Here is a 14,623-nt window from a genome sequence, read left to right on the forward strand (position 1 = left end):
GGCGGGATGGCTGGTACGCTGCCATTAAGAGCCCGGCCCACGAGGATGGTTCAGCGTCGCCTACGCAGATGAAGCCCGGATGGAGCTGGAATGGAGCCCGGTATGGGATTTGCGCGATAATGCGGGGTCCGGAAGGCGGCCACACTGGCGCGAACCCCGCTGGCTTGAACTGGCCCGGGGCCAGCCTGTGCCCGCCTCCGCTGTTTCCGCCATTTATGAAGGGTCGTTTCCATGAGCTCAGCAGTCATTTCCTCCACCGCCACCGGCGCCGCCCTCGATGGCTTCATCGCCGGCATGCCGAAAACCGAATTGCACCTGCACATCGAAGGCACGCTGGAACCCGAGCTGATGTTCGCCCTGGCCCAGCGCAACCAGGTCGATCTGCCCTACGCCTCAGTGGAAGCGCTGCGCGCCGCCTACAACTTCAGTGACCTGCAGTCCTTCCTCGATCTCTACTATGCCGGCGCCAACGTGCTGCGCACCGAGCAGGACTTCTACGACATGACGGCCGCCTACATCGCCCGCGCACAGGCCGACCAGGTGCGTCACGCCGAGATCTTCTTCGATCCGCAGACCCACACCGAACGCGGGATTCCGATCACCACCGTGTTTGCCGGCATTGCCGGTGCACTGCGCGATGCGCGTCGCCGCGATGGTTTCGGCAGCGTGATGATCATGTCCTTCCTGCGCCACCTGTCGGAGGAAGATGCCTTTGCCACCCTGGAAGCCGCCCTGCCGCTGCGCGAACAATATGCCGACCTGTGGCTGGGCATCGGCCTGGACTCCTCCGAGCGCGGCAACCCGCCGGAGAAATTCGAACGTGTCTATGGGCGTTGCCGCGAACTGGGCTTCCGCCTGGTGGCCCATGCCGGCGAAGAAGGCCCGGCCGCCTACGTCATCGGCGCGCTGGACGTGCTGCACGTGGAGCGCATCGACCACGGCGTACGTAGCGAGGAAGACCCGGCCCTGATGCAGCGCCTGGCGCAGCAGCGCACGCCGCTGACCGTGTGCCCGCTGTCCAACCTGAAGCTGTGCGTGGTCAAGGACATGGCCGAGCACAACCTGGCGCGCCTGCTCGACGCCGGACTGGCGGTGACGGTCAACTCCGACGACCCGGCCTACTTCGGCGGCTACATGAACGCCAACTACCACGCCGTGGCGCGTTCGCTCGAGCTGTCGCGCCAACAGGTGCTGCAACTGGCACGCAATGGCATCGATGCCTGCTTCCTGTCCGACGAGGACAAGGGCATCCTGCACCAGGAACTGGAACAGTACGCCGCCGCCCACTGATCGCAGCCCGCTTTCTGCCTCCCACGCCCGGCCCTGGCCGGGCGTTTTCTTTGGGCGCTGCGCTGGCAAGCACGCTTCTTGCATACGTGTGGCATTGAATTGGCAACCGTCCCGTCCGTGAATGGCGGCAACTGGACTACGCCATCGAGCAGGATTTTTGCCGGAAATTCCGAGATGAATTGCCGACAATCCGGGGAACGAAGATCATGCCCTGCAACATGCCGGCAACCACTGGCCCTCATGGCAGCAAAGGCCGACCGGCGCTGCATTGCAGCATCGAAACACCGAGGATGACTGAACCAAAGGGGGACACATCCCTTTCTTTTTGGTGCAGAATAAGCCCCATTTTGTTGCATATCTGTTCCGAGATTGTTGACGATCCTTGCACTTTCTCGTCATCCGGCAAAGACCTTCCAGACCAGAATGACCAGCCAGAGCACGATCATCATGAACAAAGCCAACAAGACCGCCCGCCCCCCTGCCCCTGCCACACGTGCCAGTGCCAGTTCCGGTACCAGCGCCCGCGAGCGCGAACACACCGGGGCGGTCGAGGAAAGGATGTACCAGGACATCTACGACGCCATCATGGAACACCGCCTGCCGCCGCGGACCAAGCTGACCGAGCAGACGCTGTGCCAGATCTACGACACGGCGCGCCACACGGTGCGCAAGGTGCTCTCGCGACTGGCCTCGGAGGGCATGGTGGACCTGGAGGCCAATCGCGGCGCCTTCATCGCCAGTCCCTCGCACGCCGAGGTACGCGACATGTTCGAGCTGCGCAACATCCTCGAACATGCGGTGCTGGAGAAGGTCGGACAGGCTGCCGGAACGCGCCAGATCGCCGGCCTGCGGCGCATGGTGGAAGAAGAGCGGGATTGCTATCTCAACGGCGACCGGCCGCGCTGGATCAGGCTGTCGGCCCAGTTCCACCTGGCGCTGGCCGAACTGACGGGCAACGCGCTGCTGGTGGAGACGCTGCGCAAGCTGGTCTCGCGCACTACGCTGATGATTGCCAAGACGGAGGCACCGGGCCACAACGCCTGTTCCTTCGATGAACACGAGACCGTGCTGGAAGCGCTGGAACAGGGCGACGTTGCCGCAGCCCAGTCGCATATGGCACATCACTTGCATTTGTGCGAGGACCGGGTACGGCCGGATGCGGATGACCAGTTCGATCTGCGTGCCGTGCTCGGCAAGGGACTGTGACCGCAGGCCGGCGCGCACACTGACTTCGACATCCTCCACAGTGAGGAAGAAGTCAGGAATTAGGAAAAGGAAGTGAGCAACACAAGGGCCACGTCGCGCGGCTCGTCGCAGTACCGACCGTGTGACCACCACCATGCCGCCAAGAGCATGCAGGAAGTCCGTCGAACTGCCCGGCCCGTGCCGGGCCAGGTTCGCCACACCCAACCTTTCTCTCTGATGGAGACCGGCCCATGACTACCGACTCATCCCCCGCCCAGCGCCACAACCTCGCCCACGCCGACGATGCCAGGCTGACCAATGAAGACCTTGCCCCGCTGAAAAAGCAGACCTGGGGTTCCTACAATATCTTTGCCTTCTGGATGTCCGACGTACACAGCGTGGGCGGCTACGTCTTCGCCGGCAGCCTGTTCGCACTGGGCCTGACCAGCTGGCAGGTGCTGATCTCGCTGCTGATCGGCATCAGCATCGTCTACCTGCTGTGCAACCTGGTGGCACGTCCCAGCCAGGCGCATGGCGTGCCCTATCCGGTCATGAGCCGACTGTCCTTCGGGGTGCTGGGGGCCAACGTGCCGGCCATGATCCGCGGTCTCATCGCGGTGGCCTGGTATGGCATCCAGACCTACCTGGCTTCGGCCGCCTTCGTGGTGGTGGTGCTGAAGTTCTTCCCGGAATTGAAACCCTATGCCGATGTCCACGTGCATTCCTTCGCCGGGCTCTCCGTACTGGGGTGGGGCGGCTTCCTGCTGCTGTGGGTATTGCAGGCGCTGGTGTTCTGGAACGGCATGGAGACCATCAAGAAATTCATCGACTTCGCCGGTCCGGCCGTCTACGTGGTCATGTTCATCCTGGCTGGCTGGATGATCTACAAGGCCGGCTGGCAGAACATCGGCCTGAACCTGGGCGAGATCAAGTACAGCGGCTGGGCGGCGGTATCGGTGATGATCACCGCCATTTCGCTGGTGGTGTCCTACTTCTCCGGGCCGATGCTCAATTTCGGCGACTTCTCGCGCTACTGCCACACCTTCGCCGATGTGAAGCGCGGCAATTTCTGGGGGCTGCCGGTCAACTTCCTGGCCTTCTCGATCGTCACGGTGGTGACCACTTCGGCCACCATCGCGGTGTTCGGCGAACTGATCACCGATCCGGTGGAAACCGTTTCCCGCATCGACAGCACCACCGCTGCCGTGATCGGCGCGCTGACCTTCCTCATCGCCACCATCGGCATCAACATCGTGGCCAACTTCGTCTCGGCCGCGTTCGACTTCTCCAACCTTTCCCCCAGCCGCATCAGCTGGCGCGCCGGCGGCATGATGGCGGCGACGGCCTCGATCTTCATCACGCCCTGGAACCTGTTCGGCAACCCGGAGGTGATCCACTACACGCTGGACGTGCTGGGCGGATTCATCGGCCCCTTGTACGGCATCCTGCTCAGCGACTACTACCTGGTCAAGCGGCGGGAGGTCAAGGTCGAGGATCTCTACACCATGCGCCCCGAGGGCCGTTACTGGTACACCAACGGCGTCAACCGCGATGCAGTCAAGGCGCTGGTGCTGGCCGCGGCCATCTGCGTGGCCTGCGTGATGCTGCCGCAACTGCGTGCGGCGGCCGACTTCTCGTGGTTCATCGGCGCCGGCCTGGGCGCGATCTTCTACCTGAAACTGGCACGCAGGCGCTGAGTACCACCGCCACGTCATCAAGGAACTGCCATGCGCATCAAGCTGATCAATCCCAACACCACCCTCTCGATGACCGAGGCCATGACCCTCTGCGCCCGCGCCGTGGCGGCGCCCGGCACCGAGGTCACGGGCGTGAGTCCTGAGATGGGGCCGGCCTCCATCGAGAGCCACTACGATGAAGCGCTGGCCGTCCCCGGCCTGCTGCAGGAGATCGAGCGTGGCGAGCGTGCCGGTTACGACGCCTACGTGATCGCCTGCTTTGGCGACCCTGGCCTGTCGGCAGCACGCGAGCTGGCGCGGGGACCGGTGATCGGGATTGCCGAAGCAGCCATGCACATGGCCAGCCTGATCGCCCCCTCCTTTTCGGTGGTGACCACGCTGGCGCGCACCAGCGGCATGGCCTGGCACCTGGCCGAACGCTACGGGATGCAGCGTTTCTGTCGCAACGTGCGGGCCTGCGAGATTGCCGTGCTCGAACTGGAAAACCCCGCCTCCGACGCCCGCGCGCGCATTACCGACGAATGCCGGCGCGCGCTGGACGAGGATGGTGCGGAGGCCATCGTACTGGGCTGCGCAGGCATGGCGGAGCTGTGCGCGGCGATTGGACGCGACATTGGCGCGCCGGTGATCGACGGCGTGACCGCGGCGGTCAAGCTGGCCGAATCGCTGGTGGCGCTGGGCCTGGGCACGGCCAAGCGCGGCGAGCTGGCAGCGCCTTTGCCAAAGGCTTACCATGGCTTGCTGCGGGAGTTTGCGCGCACCTGATTCCGGAGGCGGCGCCCAGTCGGACGCTGCGTTTTTCTTTTTTTGACAGCCTATTGAAGACCTTATGTCACAGCAACAGACTTATCCACGCGACCTCGCCGGCTACGGTCGCAACCCGCCGCACGCACGCTGGCCCGGCCAGGCGCGGGTGGCGCTGCAGTTCGTGCTCAATTACGAAGAAGGCGGCGAGAACTGCGTGCTGCATGGCGATCCGGCATCGGAGCAGTTTCTTTCCGAAATCATCGGTGCGGCCGCCTATCCGGCGCGCCACATGTCGATGGAGTCGATCTACGAATACGGCTCACGGGCGGGCGTCTGGCGCATCCTGCGCGAGTTCGAGAAGCGTGGCCTGCCGATGACCATCTTCGGCGTGGCCATGGCCCTGCAGCGCGCTCCCGAGGTGACCCAGGCCTTCCTCGACCTGGGCCATGAAATCGCCTGCCATGGTCTGCGCTGGATTCATTACCAGAACATGGACATCGAGACCGAACGCGCCCACATGCGCGAGGCGGTACAGATTTTCCGCGAACTCACCGGCACCGCGCCACAAGGCTGGTACACCGGGCGCGACTCGCCCAATACGCGGCAACTGGTGGTGGAGCATGGCGGTTTCGCCTATGACTCGGATTACTACGGCGATGACCTGCCGTTCTGGACCGAGGTACAGACCGCCAGCGGCGAACAGCGTCCGCACCTGGTCGTCCCCTATACGCTGGACTCCAACGACATGCGCTTTGCCACGCCGCAGGGCTTCAATACCAGCGAGCAGTTCTACCAGTATCTGAAGGATAGTTTCGACGTGTTGTATGAAGAGGGAGAAGACGCGCCGAAGATGCTCTCCATCGGCATGCACTGCCGCCTGCTGGGGCGGCCCGGGCGCTTCCGCGCCCTGCAGCGATTCCTGGATTACGTGCAGTCACATGACAAGGTCTGGATCTGCCGGCGCATCGATATCGCCGAGCACTGGCAGAAGACACATCCGTTCGCGCAGCGCTGAAGACCGGGGCGCCGGGTTGCCGGGTTGCCGGAAGCCCTGCATGGAATCGGGATCAGGACCGATGCCGCCAGCTTCTGCTGGCGGCATTTTTTCAGCCGGCCGACAAGGTCAGGAAAGACCGCGCCAGGCCAGGCCGGGCCAGGCCATTCACCTGACGGCAGCCCCGCTCTCGAACCACTTGCCGATCACCGCCCGTTCGTCATCGGTGATGTGGGTCATGTTCCCCAGTGGCATGGATTTCTGTACCACGGCCTGTTGATAGATCTGCTGCGCATGCTGGGCGATGTTGTCGGGCGAATCCAGCAACACGCCCTTGCCCGGCACCGGCATCAGGGTCGGCTTGGCTGCGTGGCACTGGATGCAGCGCGCCTGTATCACCTGCTGCACCTGGGCGAACCCGACAGCCGATGGCGCGGCCGCTGCACTACCGGACTCAGCAGGAGTGGCCGCGGCGGGAGCCGGGGCAGCCGGCGTGGCCTGCATCGCCGGGCTCATCCAGAGGATCACCGCCAGCAGCAGCACCACCGCAACCCCGGGGTACCACCAGTTGGTGACACCCTTGTGGCGCAACACGAAGAACTGCCGGATCAGCGCGCCGGCGGCCATGATGAACAGCAGCACCAGCCAGTTATGCGGCGCGCTGTAGGTCATGCTGTAGTGATTGGACAGCATCGCGAACAGCACCGGCAGGGTGAAGTAGGTGTTGTGCACGCTACGCTGCTTGCCACGCTTGCCGTGGATGGGGTCGGGAGCCTGCCCGGCCCGCATCGATGCCACCATCTTGCGCTGCCCGGGAATGATCCACATCAGCACGTTGGCGCTCATGATGGTGGCCAGCGAGGCGCCGCTGATGAGAAAGGCCGCGCGACCCGAGAACAGATGGCAGGCCGCCCACACCGAGACGATCACCTGCAGTCCCACCAGCAGGTTGACCAGCCGGTCCGCACCGGGGCGGTCACCGATGGTGCTGCAGATGGCGTCGTAGATCAACCAGTTGAAGAGCAGGAAGGCGATGGCGGTACCACCAGCCATCGAGGCCGACATGTCGAACACATTGCGGTCCACCAGGAACACGTTGGCATTGAACAGGTACAGCAGTGAGAACAGGGCAAAGCCCGACAACCAAGTACTGTAGGACTCCCAATAGAACCAGTGCAGGTGCTCGGGCAAGGCCTTGGGCGCCAGCAGGTATTTCTGCGGATTGTAGAAGCCGCCGCCGTGGACCGCCCACAGCTCGCCACCGACGCCTTTTTCCTTCAGCTCGGGATCGCTGGGCGCCACCAGGCTGTTATCCAGCCAGACGAAATAGAAGGACGAACCGATCCAGGCAATGGCCGTGATCACGTGCAGCCAGCGCAGCAGCAGGTTCAGCCAGTCGAGTAGATATGCTTCCATGATGTTCCGCTCTCAAGTACCGCCGATCATTCCCCATCACGACCAGGGGTGATCCATTTCCGGGATTGCCGTCCCGCCGTTCCGGGCGCGCCATCCATGCACCCGGGGACCGACAGTGTAGCCAATTCCGGCCCGCGCCACGCAGGGCGGCGCGCCAACAAAAAATGCCGGATCGAATGATCCGGCATCGCCATGATGCTGCCAACCGCGGCAGCGACCGGACCGCTTAGAAGTGGTACTCGGCGCGCACCATCGGGGTCTTGGCCAGCGAGCCCGGGACATTGCTCGGGTTGCCGAACTTGTTACGCCAGTACTGGTATTCCAGGCCGACGCGCAACTTGTTTTTACCCATGCCCATCGAGGTACCCAGGTCGTACATGACCTGGCCATCGAAGTTGACTTCGGGACCGGTGGAGCCACCGAATTCGTTCTTGCCCTTGGCCGCGATGTAGTTCATGTAGCCTTCGAAGGCCCAGCCGGAAGCGCCCAGAGGGATACCCCAGGCCAGGTTCAGCATCGGGTGCGTGTCATACTCATAGCGACTCGCCACGCCAACGGGCTTGTTGCTTTCGAAGAGCGCCAGCACACTCACATTCAGGAAGCCAGGCACATCCATCATCAGGGTCGGACCAATCACCCACATGCGCTTCTTGGACCCGTAGCCCTTGTCGTTCTTGGTGTTCCAGTCAAAACCCAAGGTCAGGCCAACCCCACGCGCCGGGCCAAAGGACAGGTCCTTGCCGCTGATCTTGCCGATATCCAGCGTGTTGCGATAGACGACGTAGAATTCCCGGGCATTGTCATCCTTGTTATCCGACAGCAGCATGTCAATGTTGAGGAAATTGGTGCCGTACTTGTAGCCGCTTGCATGCTGGAAGTTGACGATGTTCTTGCTGATATCCTGCGAATTGTAGGGCTCGGCAAAACGGGTACCGTAACGGTAGCCGATTGAGTTGTCCGCCCAGTCCAGTGCATGAGCTGACATGCTGCATGCCGCCGAGGCGACTACCGCCGCCATCATCCAGTACTTCCCCTTGATACCCGTCTTCATAGTTTCTCCCTGTGTTGCTTGTCTAAAAAATGACTGTTGACCCGGAGCCCGGTTCGATCCTGCGGCGTACTGCACTCTCCCCGCCACAGCATCGAGATCCGCCCCCTTAAGTGCTTGCACTCGTCAAATAAGGCCTGGCAAATTGCTGACAGCACTGCCGACACCCGCACCGACGGCAGCGATTACGCAAAGCTCGTGCCAGCCCTTCCGAAGGCTCCGCTTGACTTGCCTGCCACGGCAAAAACACGAGTCGCTTTCCCCCGAAAGGACAGGCATCGGCCCGCGCAGGGGCGCAATCCTAGCCGAGTCCGAGCCGAATCCCAAGGGCCTGCGAGCGATACCGCATGGCTGCCAAATCGATTGTCAACAATCATCCGGGCCTTCCCGCAGCCGACAAGAAACAGGCAAAGGCGCTACTGATAGGCCTTCCAGCGCCGTCGTCGCATTTTTTTTAGTGCATTTTTATCTATGAAGGTGCAAGCAAGCACCAAATTGTTGCAAATGGATTTTTTGATTGTCGACAAAAAATCTGGCTGCTGTTGATCATCCCGGACCAGGTTGCGAACCGGCATCCGCTTGACAGCGCGAGCCGCACGGAGCGCGAGCGTGATCGCCGGGGTCGGCCGGCGCTTGGCACATTAAATGCTTTTAGCCGGTGGGAATCTGCCATTCAAACGAACCAGGAAGGGAAGTCCACCGTGCATTCCAGCAAGTTCTTCAAATTCGGCATCAGCCTGCTGCTCGGTGCCAGCTGCACCCTCGCGGCGGCCCAGGAAACCAGGATCAAGTTCCAGCTCGACTGGCGTTTCGAGGGTCCGTCGGCCCTGTTCCTGGTGGCCAAGTCCAAGGGTTACTTCGCCCAGGAAAAACTGGATGTCACCATCGATGCCGGCAATGGATCGGGCAATGCGGTCAACCGTGTGGCCTCGGGGACCTATGACATGGGCTTCGCCGACATGGCCGCGCTGATGGAATTCACTGCCAACAATCCGGATGCACCGGGCAAGCCAGTAGGCGTGATGATGGTCTACAACGACACGCCGGCGGCGATCTTCTCGCTGAAGAAAACGGGCATCAAGAAACCAGCCGACCTGGTCGGCAAGAAGCTGGGGTCACCGGTATTCGACGCCGGCCGCCGCGCCTATCCCATCTTCGCCAAGGCCAATGGCCTGGACGCCTCCAAGGCGCAGTGGACCAGCATGGACCCGCCGCTGCGCGAAACCATGCTGGCGCGGGGCGACGTGGATGCCATCACCGGTTTCTACTTCACCTCGCTGCTGAACCTCAATGCCCGCGGCATCAAGGATGAAGACGTCAACGTGATGATGTATCCGGACTATGGCGTGCGCCTGTACGGCAATGCCATCATCGCCTCCGATACCATGGTCAAGCAGAAGCCGGAAGCCATCAAGGGCTTCCTGCGCGCCTTCGCCAAGGCCAGCCGGGACGTGATGGCCAATCCGGACGCCGCCATCAAGGTACTCAAGGAGCGCGACGGCCTGATCGACGAGAAACTCGAACTGCGTCGCCTCAAGCTGGCCATCGCCAGCGCCATCGCCACGCCGCACGCCAAGTCGGAAGGCTATGGCCAGGTCTACGGTCCGCGCCTGACGCTGATGGCCTCGCAGGTCTCGGATGCCTACGGCACCAAGACCCGGGTCAACGCGGACAAGATCTGGAATGCCAGCTTCCTGCCTTCCAAGGCCGAACTGGACGTGTTCCCCAAGTAAATCATTTATATTTTTTCCGGTCCCGCCCCTGACTGCCCGCAATGGGCCGGTCAGGATCAAGGCCCCCTTAGCAGACCGTTTCCATGAGCGAACCCTTCGTCGATTTCCGCCACGTCTACCTGGCCTATGATGGCGCCACCGAATTCGCGGTGGAAGACATCGACCTGCAGACCCGCGCGGGCGAATTCATCGCCATCGTCGGCCCCTCCGGCTGCGGCAAGTCGACCTTCATGAAGCTGGCCACGGGCCTCAAGCAGCCCAATCGCGGCAGCGTCGTCATCGATGGCCAGCCGGTGACCGGGCCGCTGAAGTTCGTGGGCATGGCCTTCCAGGCGCCGACCTTGTTGCCGTGGCGCACTACCCTGGATAACGTGCTGTTGCCGCTGGAGATCGTTGAACCCTACCGGCGTGCCTTCAAACAGAAGAAGGCCGAATACACCGAGCGCGCCCTGAAACTGCTCAAGACCGTGGGCCTGGAGGGCTATGCCGACAAGTTTCCCTGGCAACTGTCGGGGGGCATGCAGCAGCGCGCCTCGATCTGTCGGGCATTGATCCACGAACCCAAGATGCTGTTGCTGGACGAGCCCTTCGGCGCGCTTGATGCCTTCACCCGCGAGGAACTGTGGTGCGTGCTGCGCGACCTGTGGGCCGAGCGCCGTTTCAATGTCATCCTGGTCACGCATGACCTGCGCGAGGCAGCCTTCCTGGCCGACACCATCTACGTGATGAGCAAGCGCCCGGGACGCATCGTGGTCCGCCGCGAAAACCCGCTGCCGCGCCCTTGCGAGCTGGAAACCACCTATACCGACGGCTTCAACGCGCTGGTGCATGAACTGCGCGAGCACATCGGCCATGTGCGCAACACCTGACCCTGATCGACCGGCCAAGGACCGACCATGAAAACACCGTTCAACGGCAAGCTCAACAAGGCCGCCACCACCCTCGCGCCGTGGTTCCTGCTGATCGTCATCCTCGGCATCTGGCAGTTCATCTGCAGTGTCTGGCAGGTCTCGGACTTCATCTTCCCCAGTCCGGCATCGATCCTGCAGGCCATGGTGGACTATGCCGGGCCGATCACCGAGCATGCGCTCTCGACCTTCTGGGTCACCATGGTGGGCTTTGCCATTGCGGTGTTCGTAGGAGTGACGCTGGGTCTCCTGATCGGCTCCTCGCCCATGCTGTATGCCGCCGCCTATCCCCTGATGACGGCCTTCAATGCCTTGCCCAAGGCCGCTTTCGTGCCGGTGCTGGTGGTCTGGTTCGGGATCGGGGCGGGGCCGGCGATCCTGACGGCCTTCCTGATTTCCTTCTTCCCCATCATGGTCAACATCGCCACCGGACTGGCCACGCTGGAGCCTGAACTGGAGGACGTGTTGCGCGTGCTGGGCGCGCGCCGCATGGATATCCTGCTGAAGGTGGGCCTGCCGCGCTCGATGCCCTACTTCTTTGCCTCGCTGAAGGTGGCCATCACGCTGGCCTTCGTGGGCTCCACGGTGTCCGAGATGAATGCCTCCAACCAGGGCATCGGCTATCTGCTGGTATCGGCCGGATCGTCGATGAAGATGCCGCTGGCCTTTGCCGGGCTGGTGGTGATCGGTGCCATGGCCATGGCGATGTACGAACTGTTTGCGATCATCGAACGGCGCACCACCGGCTGGGCGCATCGCGGAAAATGAGGCAAATCGGGCTTTGCGCCACGGCGCCGGGGCCAACGCGGCGAAAGCGGTATGCGGCGCGGCCCAATTTGTCTATGATGTCGCGCGTGCGCGCCGGCAGACCGCCGCAGCAGGCAGCTGAAGAAACCGGGGCAGAGGGGCTGCCCGCGACCATCGATGCAACAACGATACGAAACCACAGGGAAATCACGTGAGCGCAGTTCCACTCCGTCTTGAAATCAGCCATGTGCGCAAGTCCTATCCGGGCGTGCTGGCCAACGACGATGTCAGCCTGGCGGTCGCGCCCGGCGAGATCCACGCCGTGCTCGGCGAGAACGGCGCGGGCAAGTCCACCTTGATGAAGATCATCTTCGGCGCGGTCAAGCCCGATGCCGGCGAACTCCGCTGGAACGGCGAGACCGTGCAGATCGCCAATCCGCAGGTGGCGCGCAAGCTGGGCATCGCCATGGTATTCCAGCACTTCTCGCTGTTCGATACGCTCACCGTGACCGAGAACATCGCCCTGGGCCTGGATGCCAAGACCGATCTGAAGGAACTGGCCGAGCGCATCACCCGTACCGGCGACAAATATGGCCTGGAACTGGAACCACAACGCCATGTGCACACCCTGTCGGTGGGCGAGCGCCAGCGCGTGGAAATCGTGCGCGCCCTGCTGACGGAGCCGCAACTGCTGATCCTGGACGAACCGACCTCGGTGCTGACGCCACAGGCGGTGGAAAAACTCTTCGTCACCCTGCGTCGCCTGGCCGACGAGGGTTGCAGCATCCTCTACATCAGCCACAAGCTCGACGAAATCCGCGCCCTGTGCCATAGCGCCACGGTGATGCGCGGCGGTCGCGTGACCGGCAACTGCGATCCGCGCAATGAAAGCAGCGCCAGTCTCTCGCGCATGATGATCGGCGACGAACTGGTACGCCTGCAGCGCGAACGCAATCCCGATTCGCAGCGCAATGAGCGCAAGCTGCACGTCAATCGCCTGTCGCTGCCCAAGGCCCACCTGTTCGCCACCGAACTGAAGGACATCGAATGCGAAGTGCGGGCTGGCGAGATCGTCGGCATCGCCGGGGTGTCCGGCAACGGCCAGCAGGAATTGCTGGCGGCGCTCTCGGGCGAGGACCAGCGCGCCGCACCCAACATGATCATGCTGGGCGGCAAGGCGGTCGGTGATCTGTCGCCCAACCCGCGCCGCGCCGCCGGGCTCGGCCTGGTGCCAGAAGAACGCCTGGGACGCGGTGCCGTCCCCACGCTCTCGCTGACGGCCAACATGCTGCTGTCACACCAGAAGGCGCCTTACGTGAAGCGCGGCATGATCGATTTCGCCTTCACGCGCCGCGCTGCGGCCTCCATCATCGAACGCTTCAAGGTCAAGGCGGCCGGTCCTGATGCGCCGGCCAAGAGCCTCTCGGGCGGCAACCTGCAGAAATTCATCGTCGGCCGCGAGATGGAGCGCAAGCCCGCCGTCTTCGTAGTGGCACAGCCGACCTGGGGCGTGGACGTGGGCGCGGCGGCACAGATCCACGGCGAAATCTTGAAACTGAAACAGGAAGGGTGTGCGGTGCTGGTGATCTCGGAAGAACTGGACGAATTGTTCGCATTATGTGACCGCCTGCACGTCATCGCCAAGGGTCGGCTGTCGCCCTCCATTCCCATCGAGCAGGCCACCCGCGAGCAGGTCGGCGTGTGGATGAGCGGCCTGTGGGATGCCCCCGCCGCCACGGAGGTGGGCCATGGCTGAGCGCATGCGTTTCCCGCTGCGCCTGGAATTGCGCGGCACACCGTCGAAGACGATGACCTACCTCTCGCCGGTGATCGCCATCGTCGCCACGCTGCTGCTGGGCGCGCTGCTGTTCCTGGCGCTGGGCAAGGACCCGTTGGCCGGGTTGAAGGTGTTCCTGATCGATCCCTTCAGTGGCAAGCGCGCCATCAGCGAACTGTTGCTCAAATCGATACCGCTGATCCTGTGCGCACTGGGACTGGCGGTGTGCTTCCGCGCCAGCATCTGGAACATCGGCGCGGAAGGCCAGTTCACCGTCGGCGCGCTGTGCTCGGGCGCCATGCTGGTCTGGCTGGATGTGCCGGGACATGGTATCTCCGGCGGCATGGGTCTGGTCCTCATGATCCTGGCCGGCGTGGTCGGCGGGGCGCTGTGGGCGGCGGTGACGGCCTACCTGCGCGACCAGTTCAATGCCAATGAAATCCTGGTCTCGCTGATGCTGACCTATGTGGCGCAGCTGTTGCTGATGTGGGCCGTCAATGGTCCGCTGAAGGACCCCAATGGCATGAACTTCCCGCAATCGAAGGTGTTTTCCAGCGAGTTCATGCTGCCCATGCTGCTCTCCGGCACACGCCTGCATGTGGGCTTTGCGGTGACCATCGTGCTGGCAGTGCTGATGGCCATCTTCATGATGCGCAGCCTGCGCGGCTTTTCGCTGATGGTGGGCGGGGTGGCGCCGCATGCGGCGCGTTACGCGGGTTTCTCGGCACGCTCGGCGCTGTGGGTGTCGCTCTTGATCTCGGGGGCCTTCGCCGGCCTGGCCGGGGCGTTCGAGATCGCCGGGCCGATCGGCCAGTTGCTGCCGTCGGTATCGCCGGGCTATGGCTTCGCGGCCATCATCGTGGCCTTCATCGGGCGCCTGCATCCGATCGGCGCGATCCTGGGCGGGCTGATCATGTCGCTGCTGTATCTGGGCGGCGAGCTGGCGCAGTCGCGTCTGGGCCTGCCATCGGCCATCACCGGGGTCTTCCAGGGCATGCTGCTGTTCCTGCTGCTGGCCTGCGATACCCTGATCGATTACCGCCTGGCGTGGAACAAGAAAGTCTAAGGAATCAGGACAGGA

Annotated in this window: 12 protein-coding genes; 10 read left to right on the plus strand and 2 right to left on the minus strand. The window is 63.1% G+C overall.

Going from position 1 to position 14,623, the window contains the following annotated elements:
* Nucleotides 1-231 precede the first annotated feature (231 nt).
* The 5 genes from I5R65_RS15325 to puuE all read left to right on the plus strand — a co-directional run bounded on the left by I5R65_RS15325 (nucleotide 232) and on the right by puuE (nucleotide 5,934).
* Nucleotides 232-1,290, plus strand: coding sequence for an adenosine deaminase (locus tag I5R65_RS15325; RefSeq protein ID WP_180668479.1), 1,059 nt, complete (start codon nucleotides 232-234; stop codon nucleotides 1,288-1,290).
* Nucleotides 1,291-1,737: 447 nt separating this feature from the next.
* On the plus strand, nucleotides 1,738-2,496 hold the full coding sequence (locus I5R65_RS15330) for a GntR family transcriptional regulator (protein ID WP_180668480.1): 759 nt from the start codon (nucleotides 1,738-1,740) through the stop codon (nucleotides 2,494-2,496).
* A 230-nt stretch (nucleotides 2,497-2,726) separates the two neighbouring features.
* A complete protein-coding gene (locus tag I5R65_RS15335; protein ID WP_180668481.1) occupies nucleotides 2,727-4,172 on the plus strand; it encodes an NCS1 family nucleobase:cation symporter-1 in 1,446 nt (481 codons plus the stop codon).
* A 30-nt stretch (nucleotides 4,173-4,202) separates the two neighbouring features.
* Nucleotides 4,203-4,937: an aspartate/glutamate racemase family protein gene (locus I5R65_RS15340; protein WP_180668482.1), complete on the plus strand. Its 735-nt coding sequence runs from the start codon at nucleotides 4,203-4,205 to the stop codon at nucleotides 4,935-4,937.
* A gap of 64 nt (nucleotides 4,938-5,001) precedes the next feature.
* Nucleotides 5,002-5,934 (plus strand): allantoinase PuuE, encoded by a 933-nt coding sequence (gene puuE, locus I5R65_RS15345; protein ID WP_180668483.1) that lies wholly within the window; start codon nucleotides 5,002-5,004, stop codon nucleotides 5,932-5,934.
* A gap of 147 nt (nucleotides 5,935-6,081) precedes the next feature.
* Here the strand turns inward: puuE and I5R65_RS15350 are convergent, their stop codons facing one another.
* A complete protein-coding gene (locus tag I5R65_RS15350) occupies nucleotides 6,082-7,329 on the minus strand; it encodes a urate hydroxylase PuuD (protein ID WP_180668484.1) in 1,248 nt (415 codons plus the stop codon).
* Between the two features lie 226 nt (nucleotides 7,330-7,555).
* Nucleotides 7,556-8,380, minus strand: a complete 825-nt coding sequence (locus I5R65_RS15355; RefSeq protein WP_077236172.1) for an outer envelope protein — start codon at nucleotides 8,378-8,380, stop codon at nucleotides 7,556-7,558.
* A gap of 698 nt (nucleotides 8,381-9,078) precedes the next feature.
* Here I5R65_RS15355 and I5R65_RS15360 point away from each other — a divergent pair.
* From I5R65_RS15360 to I5R65_RS15380, 5 genes are all read left to right on the plus strand, one after another.
* Nucleotides 9,079-10,110 carry an ABC transporter substrate-binding protein gene (locus I5R65_RS15360; protein ID WP_180668485.1) on the plus strand — a complete coding sequence of 344 codons (1,032 nt, stop codon included), beginning with the start codon at nucleotides 9,079-9,081 and terminating at the stop codon, nucleotides 10,108-10,110.
* A gap of 83 nt (nucleotides 10,111-10,193) precedes the next feature.
* Complete coding sequence (locus I5R65_RS15365) at nucleotides 10,194-10,979, plus strand: ABC transporter ATP-binding protein (protein ID WP_180668486.1); 786 nt, start codon at nucleotides 10,194-10,196, stop codon at nucleotides 10,977-10,979.
* 27 nt (nucleotides 10,980-11,006) lie between these two features.
* Nucleotides 11,007-11,786 (plus strand): ABC transporter permease, encoded by a 780-nt coding sequence (locus I5R65_RS15370; RefSeq protein ID WP_180668487.1) that lies wholly within the window; start codon nucleotides 11,007-11,009, stop codon nucleotides 11,784-11,786.
* 190 nt (nucleotides 11,787-11,976) lie between these two features.
* A complete protein-coding gene (locus tag I5R65_RS15375; protein ID WP_180668488.1) occupies nucleotides 11,977-13,521 on the plus strand; it encodes an ABC transporter ATP-binding protein in 1,545 nt (514 codons plus the stop codon).
* The gene (locus I5R65_RS15380; RefSeq protein ID WP_180668489.1) at nucleotides 13,514-14,608 is read left to right on the plus strand and encodes an ABC transporter permease; all 1,095 of its coding nucleotides are present in this window, start codon (nucleotides 13,514-13,516) and stop codon (nucleotides 14,606-14,608) included. The genes I5R65_RS15375 and I5R65_RS15380 overlap by 8 nt, the downstream gene beginning before the upstream one ends.
* The last annotated feature ends 15 nt before the right edge of the window (nucleotides 14,609-14,623 follow it).

This window comes from Herbaspirillum sp. AP02, from assembly GCF_015767275.1.
In the GTDB taxonomy this organism is placed as follows: Bacteria; Pseudomonadota; Gammaproteobacteria; order Burkholderiales; family Burkholderiaceae_D; genus Herbaspirillum.

Excerpts from the sequence above, each read along its gene's own strand:
- I5R65_RS15325 (WP_180668479.1), top strand. The coding sequence starts at position 232 with ATGAGCTCAGCAGTCATTTCCTCCACCGCCACCGGCGCCGCCCTCGAT.
- I5R65_RS15330 (WP_180668480.1), top strand. The coding sequence starts at position 1,738 with ATGAACAAAGCCAACAAGACCGCCCGCCCCCCTGCCCCTGCCACACGT.
- I5R65_RS15335 (WP_180668481.1), top strand. The coding sequence starts at position 2,727 with ATGACTACCGACTCATCCCCCGCCCAGCGCCACAACCTCGCCCACGCC.
- I5R65_RS15340 (WP_180668482.1), top strand. The coding sequence starts at position 4,203 with ATGCGCATCAAGCTGATCAATCCCAACACCACCCTCTCGATGACCGAG.
- puuE (WP_180668483.1), top strand. The coding sequence starts at position 5,002 with ATGTCACAGCAACAGACTTATCCACGCGACCTCGCCGGCTACGGTCGC.
- I5R65_RS15350 (WP_180668484.1), bottom strand. The coding sequence starts at position 7,329 with ATGGAAGCATATCTACTCGACTGGCTGAACCTGCTGCTGCGCTGGCTG.
- I5R65_RS15355 (WP_077236172.1), bottom strand. The coding sequence starts at position 8,380 with ATGAAGACGGGTATCAAGGGGAAGTACTGGATGATGGCGGCGGTAGTC.
- I5R65_RS15365 (WP_180668486.1), top strand. The coding sequence starts at position 10,194 with ATGAGCGAACCCTTCGTCGATTTCCGCCACGTCTACCTGGCCTATGAT.
- I5R65_RS15370 (WP_180668487.1), top strand. The coding sequence starts at position 11,007 with ATGAAAACACCGTTCAACGGCAAGCTCAACAAGGCCGCCACCACCCTC.
- I5R65_RS15380 (WP_180668489.1), top strand. The coding sequence starts at position 13,514 with ATGGCTGAGCGCATGCGTTTCCCGCTGCGCCTGGAATTGCGCGGCACA.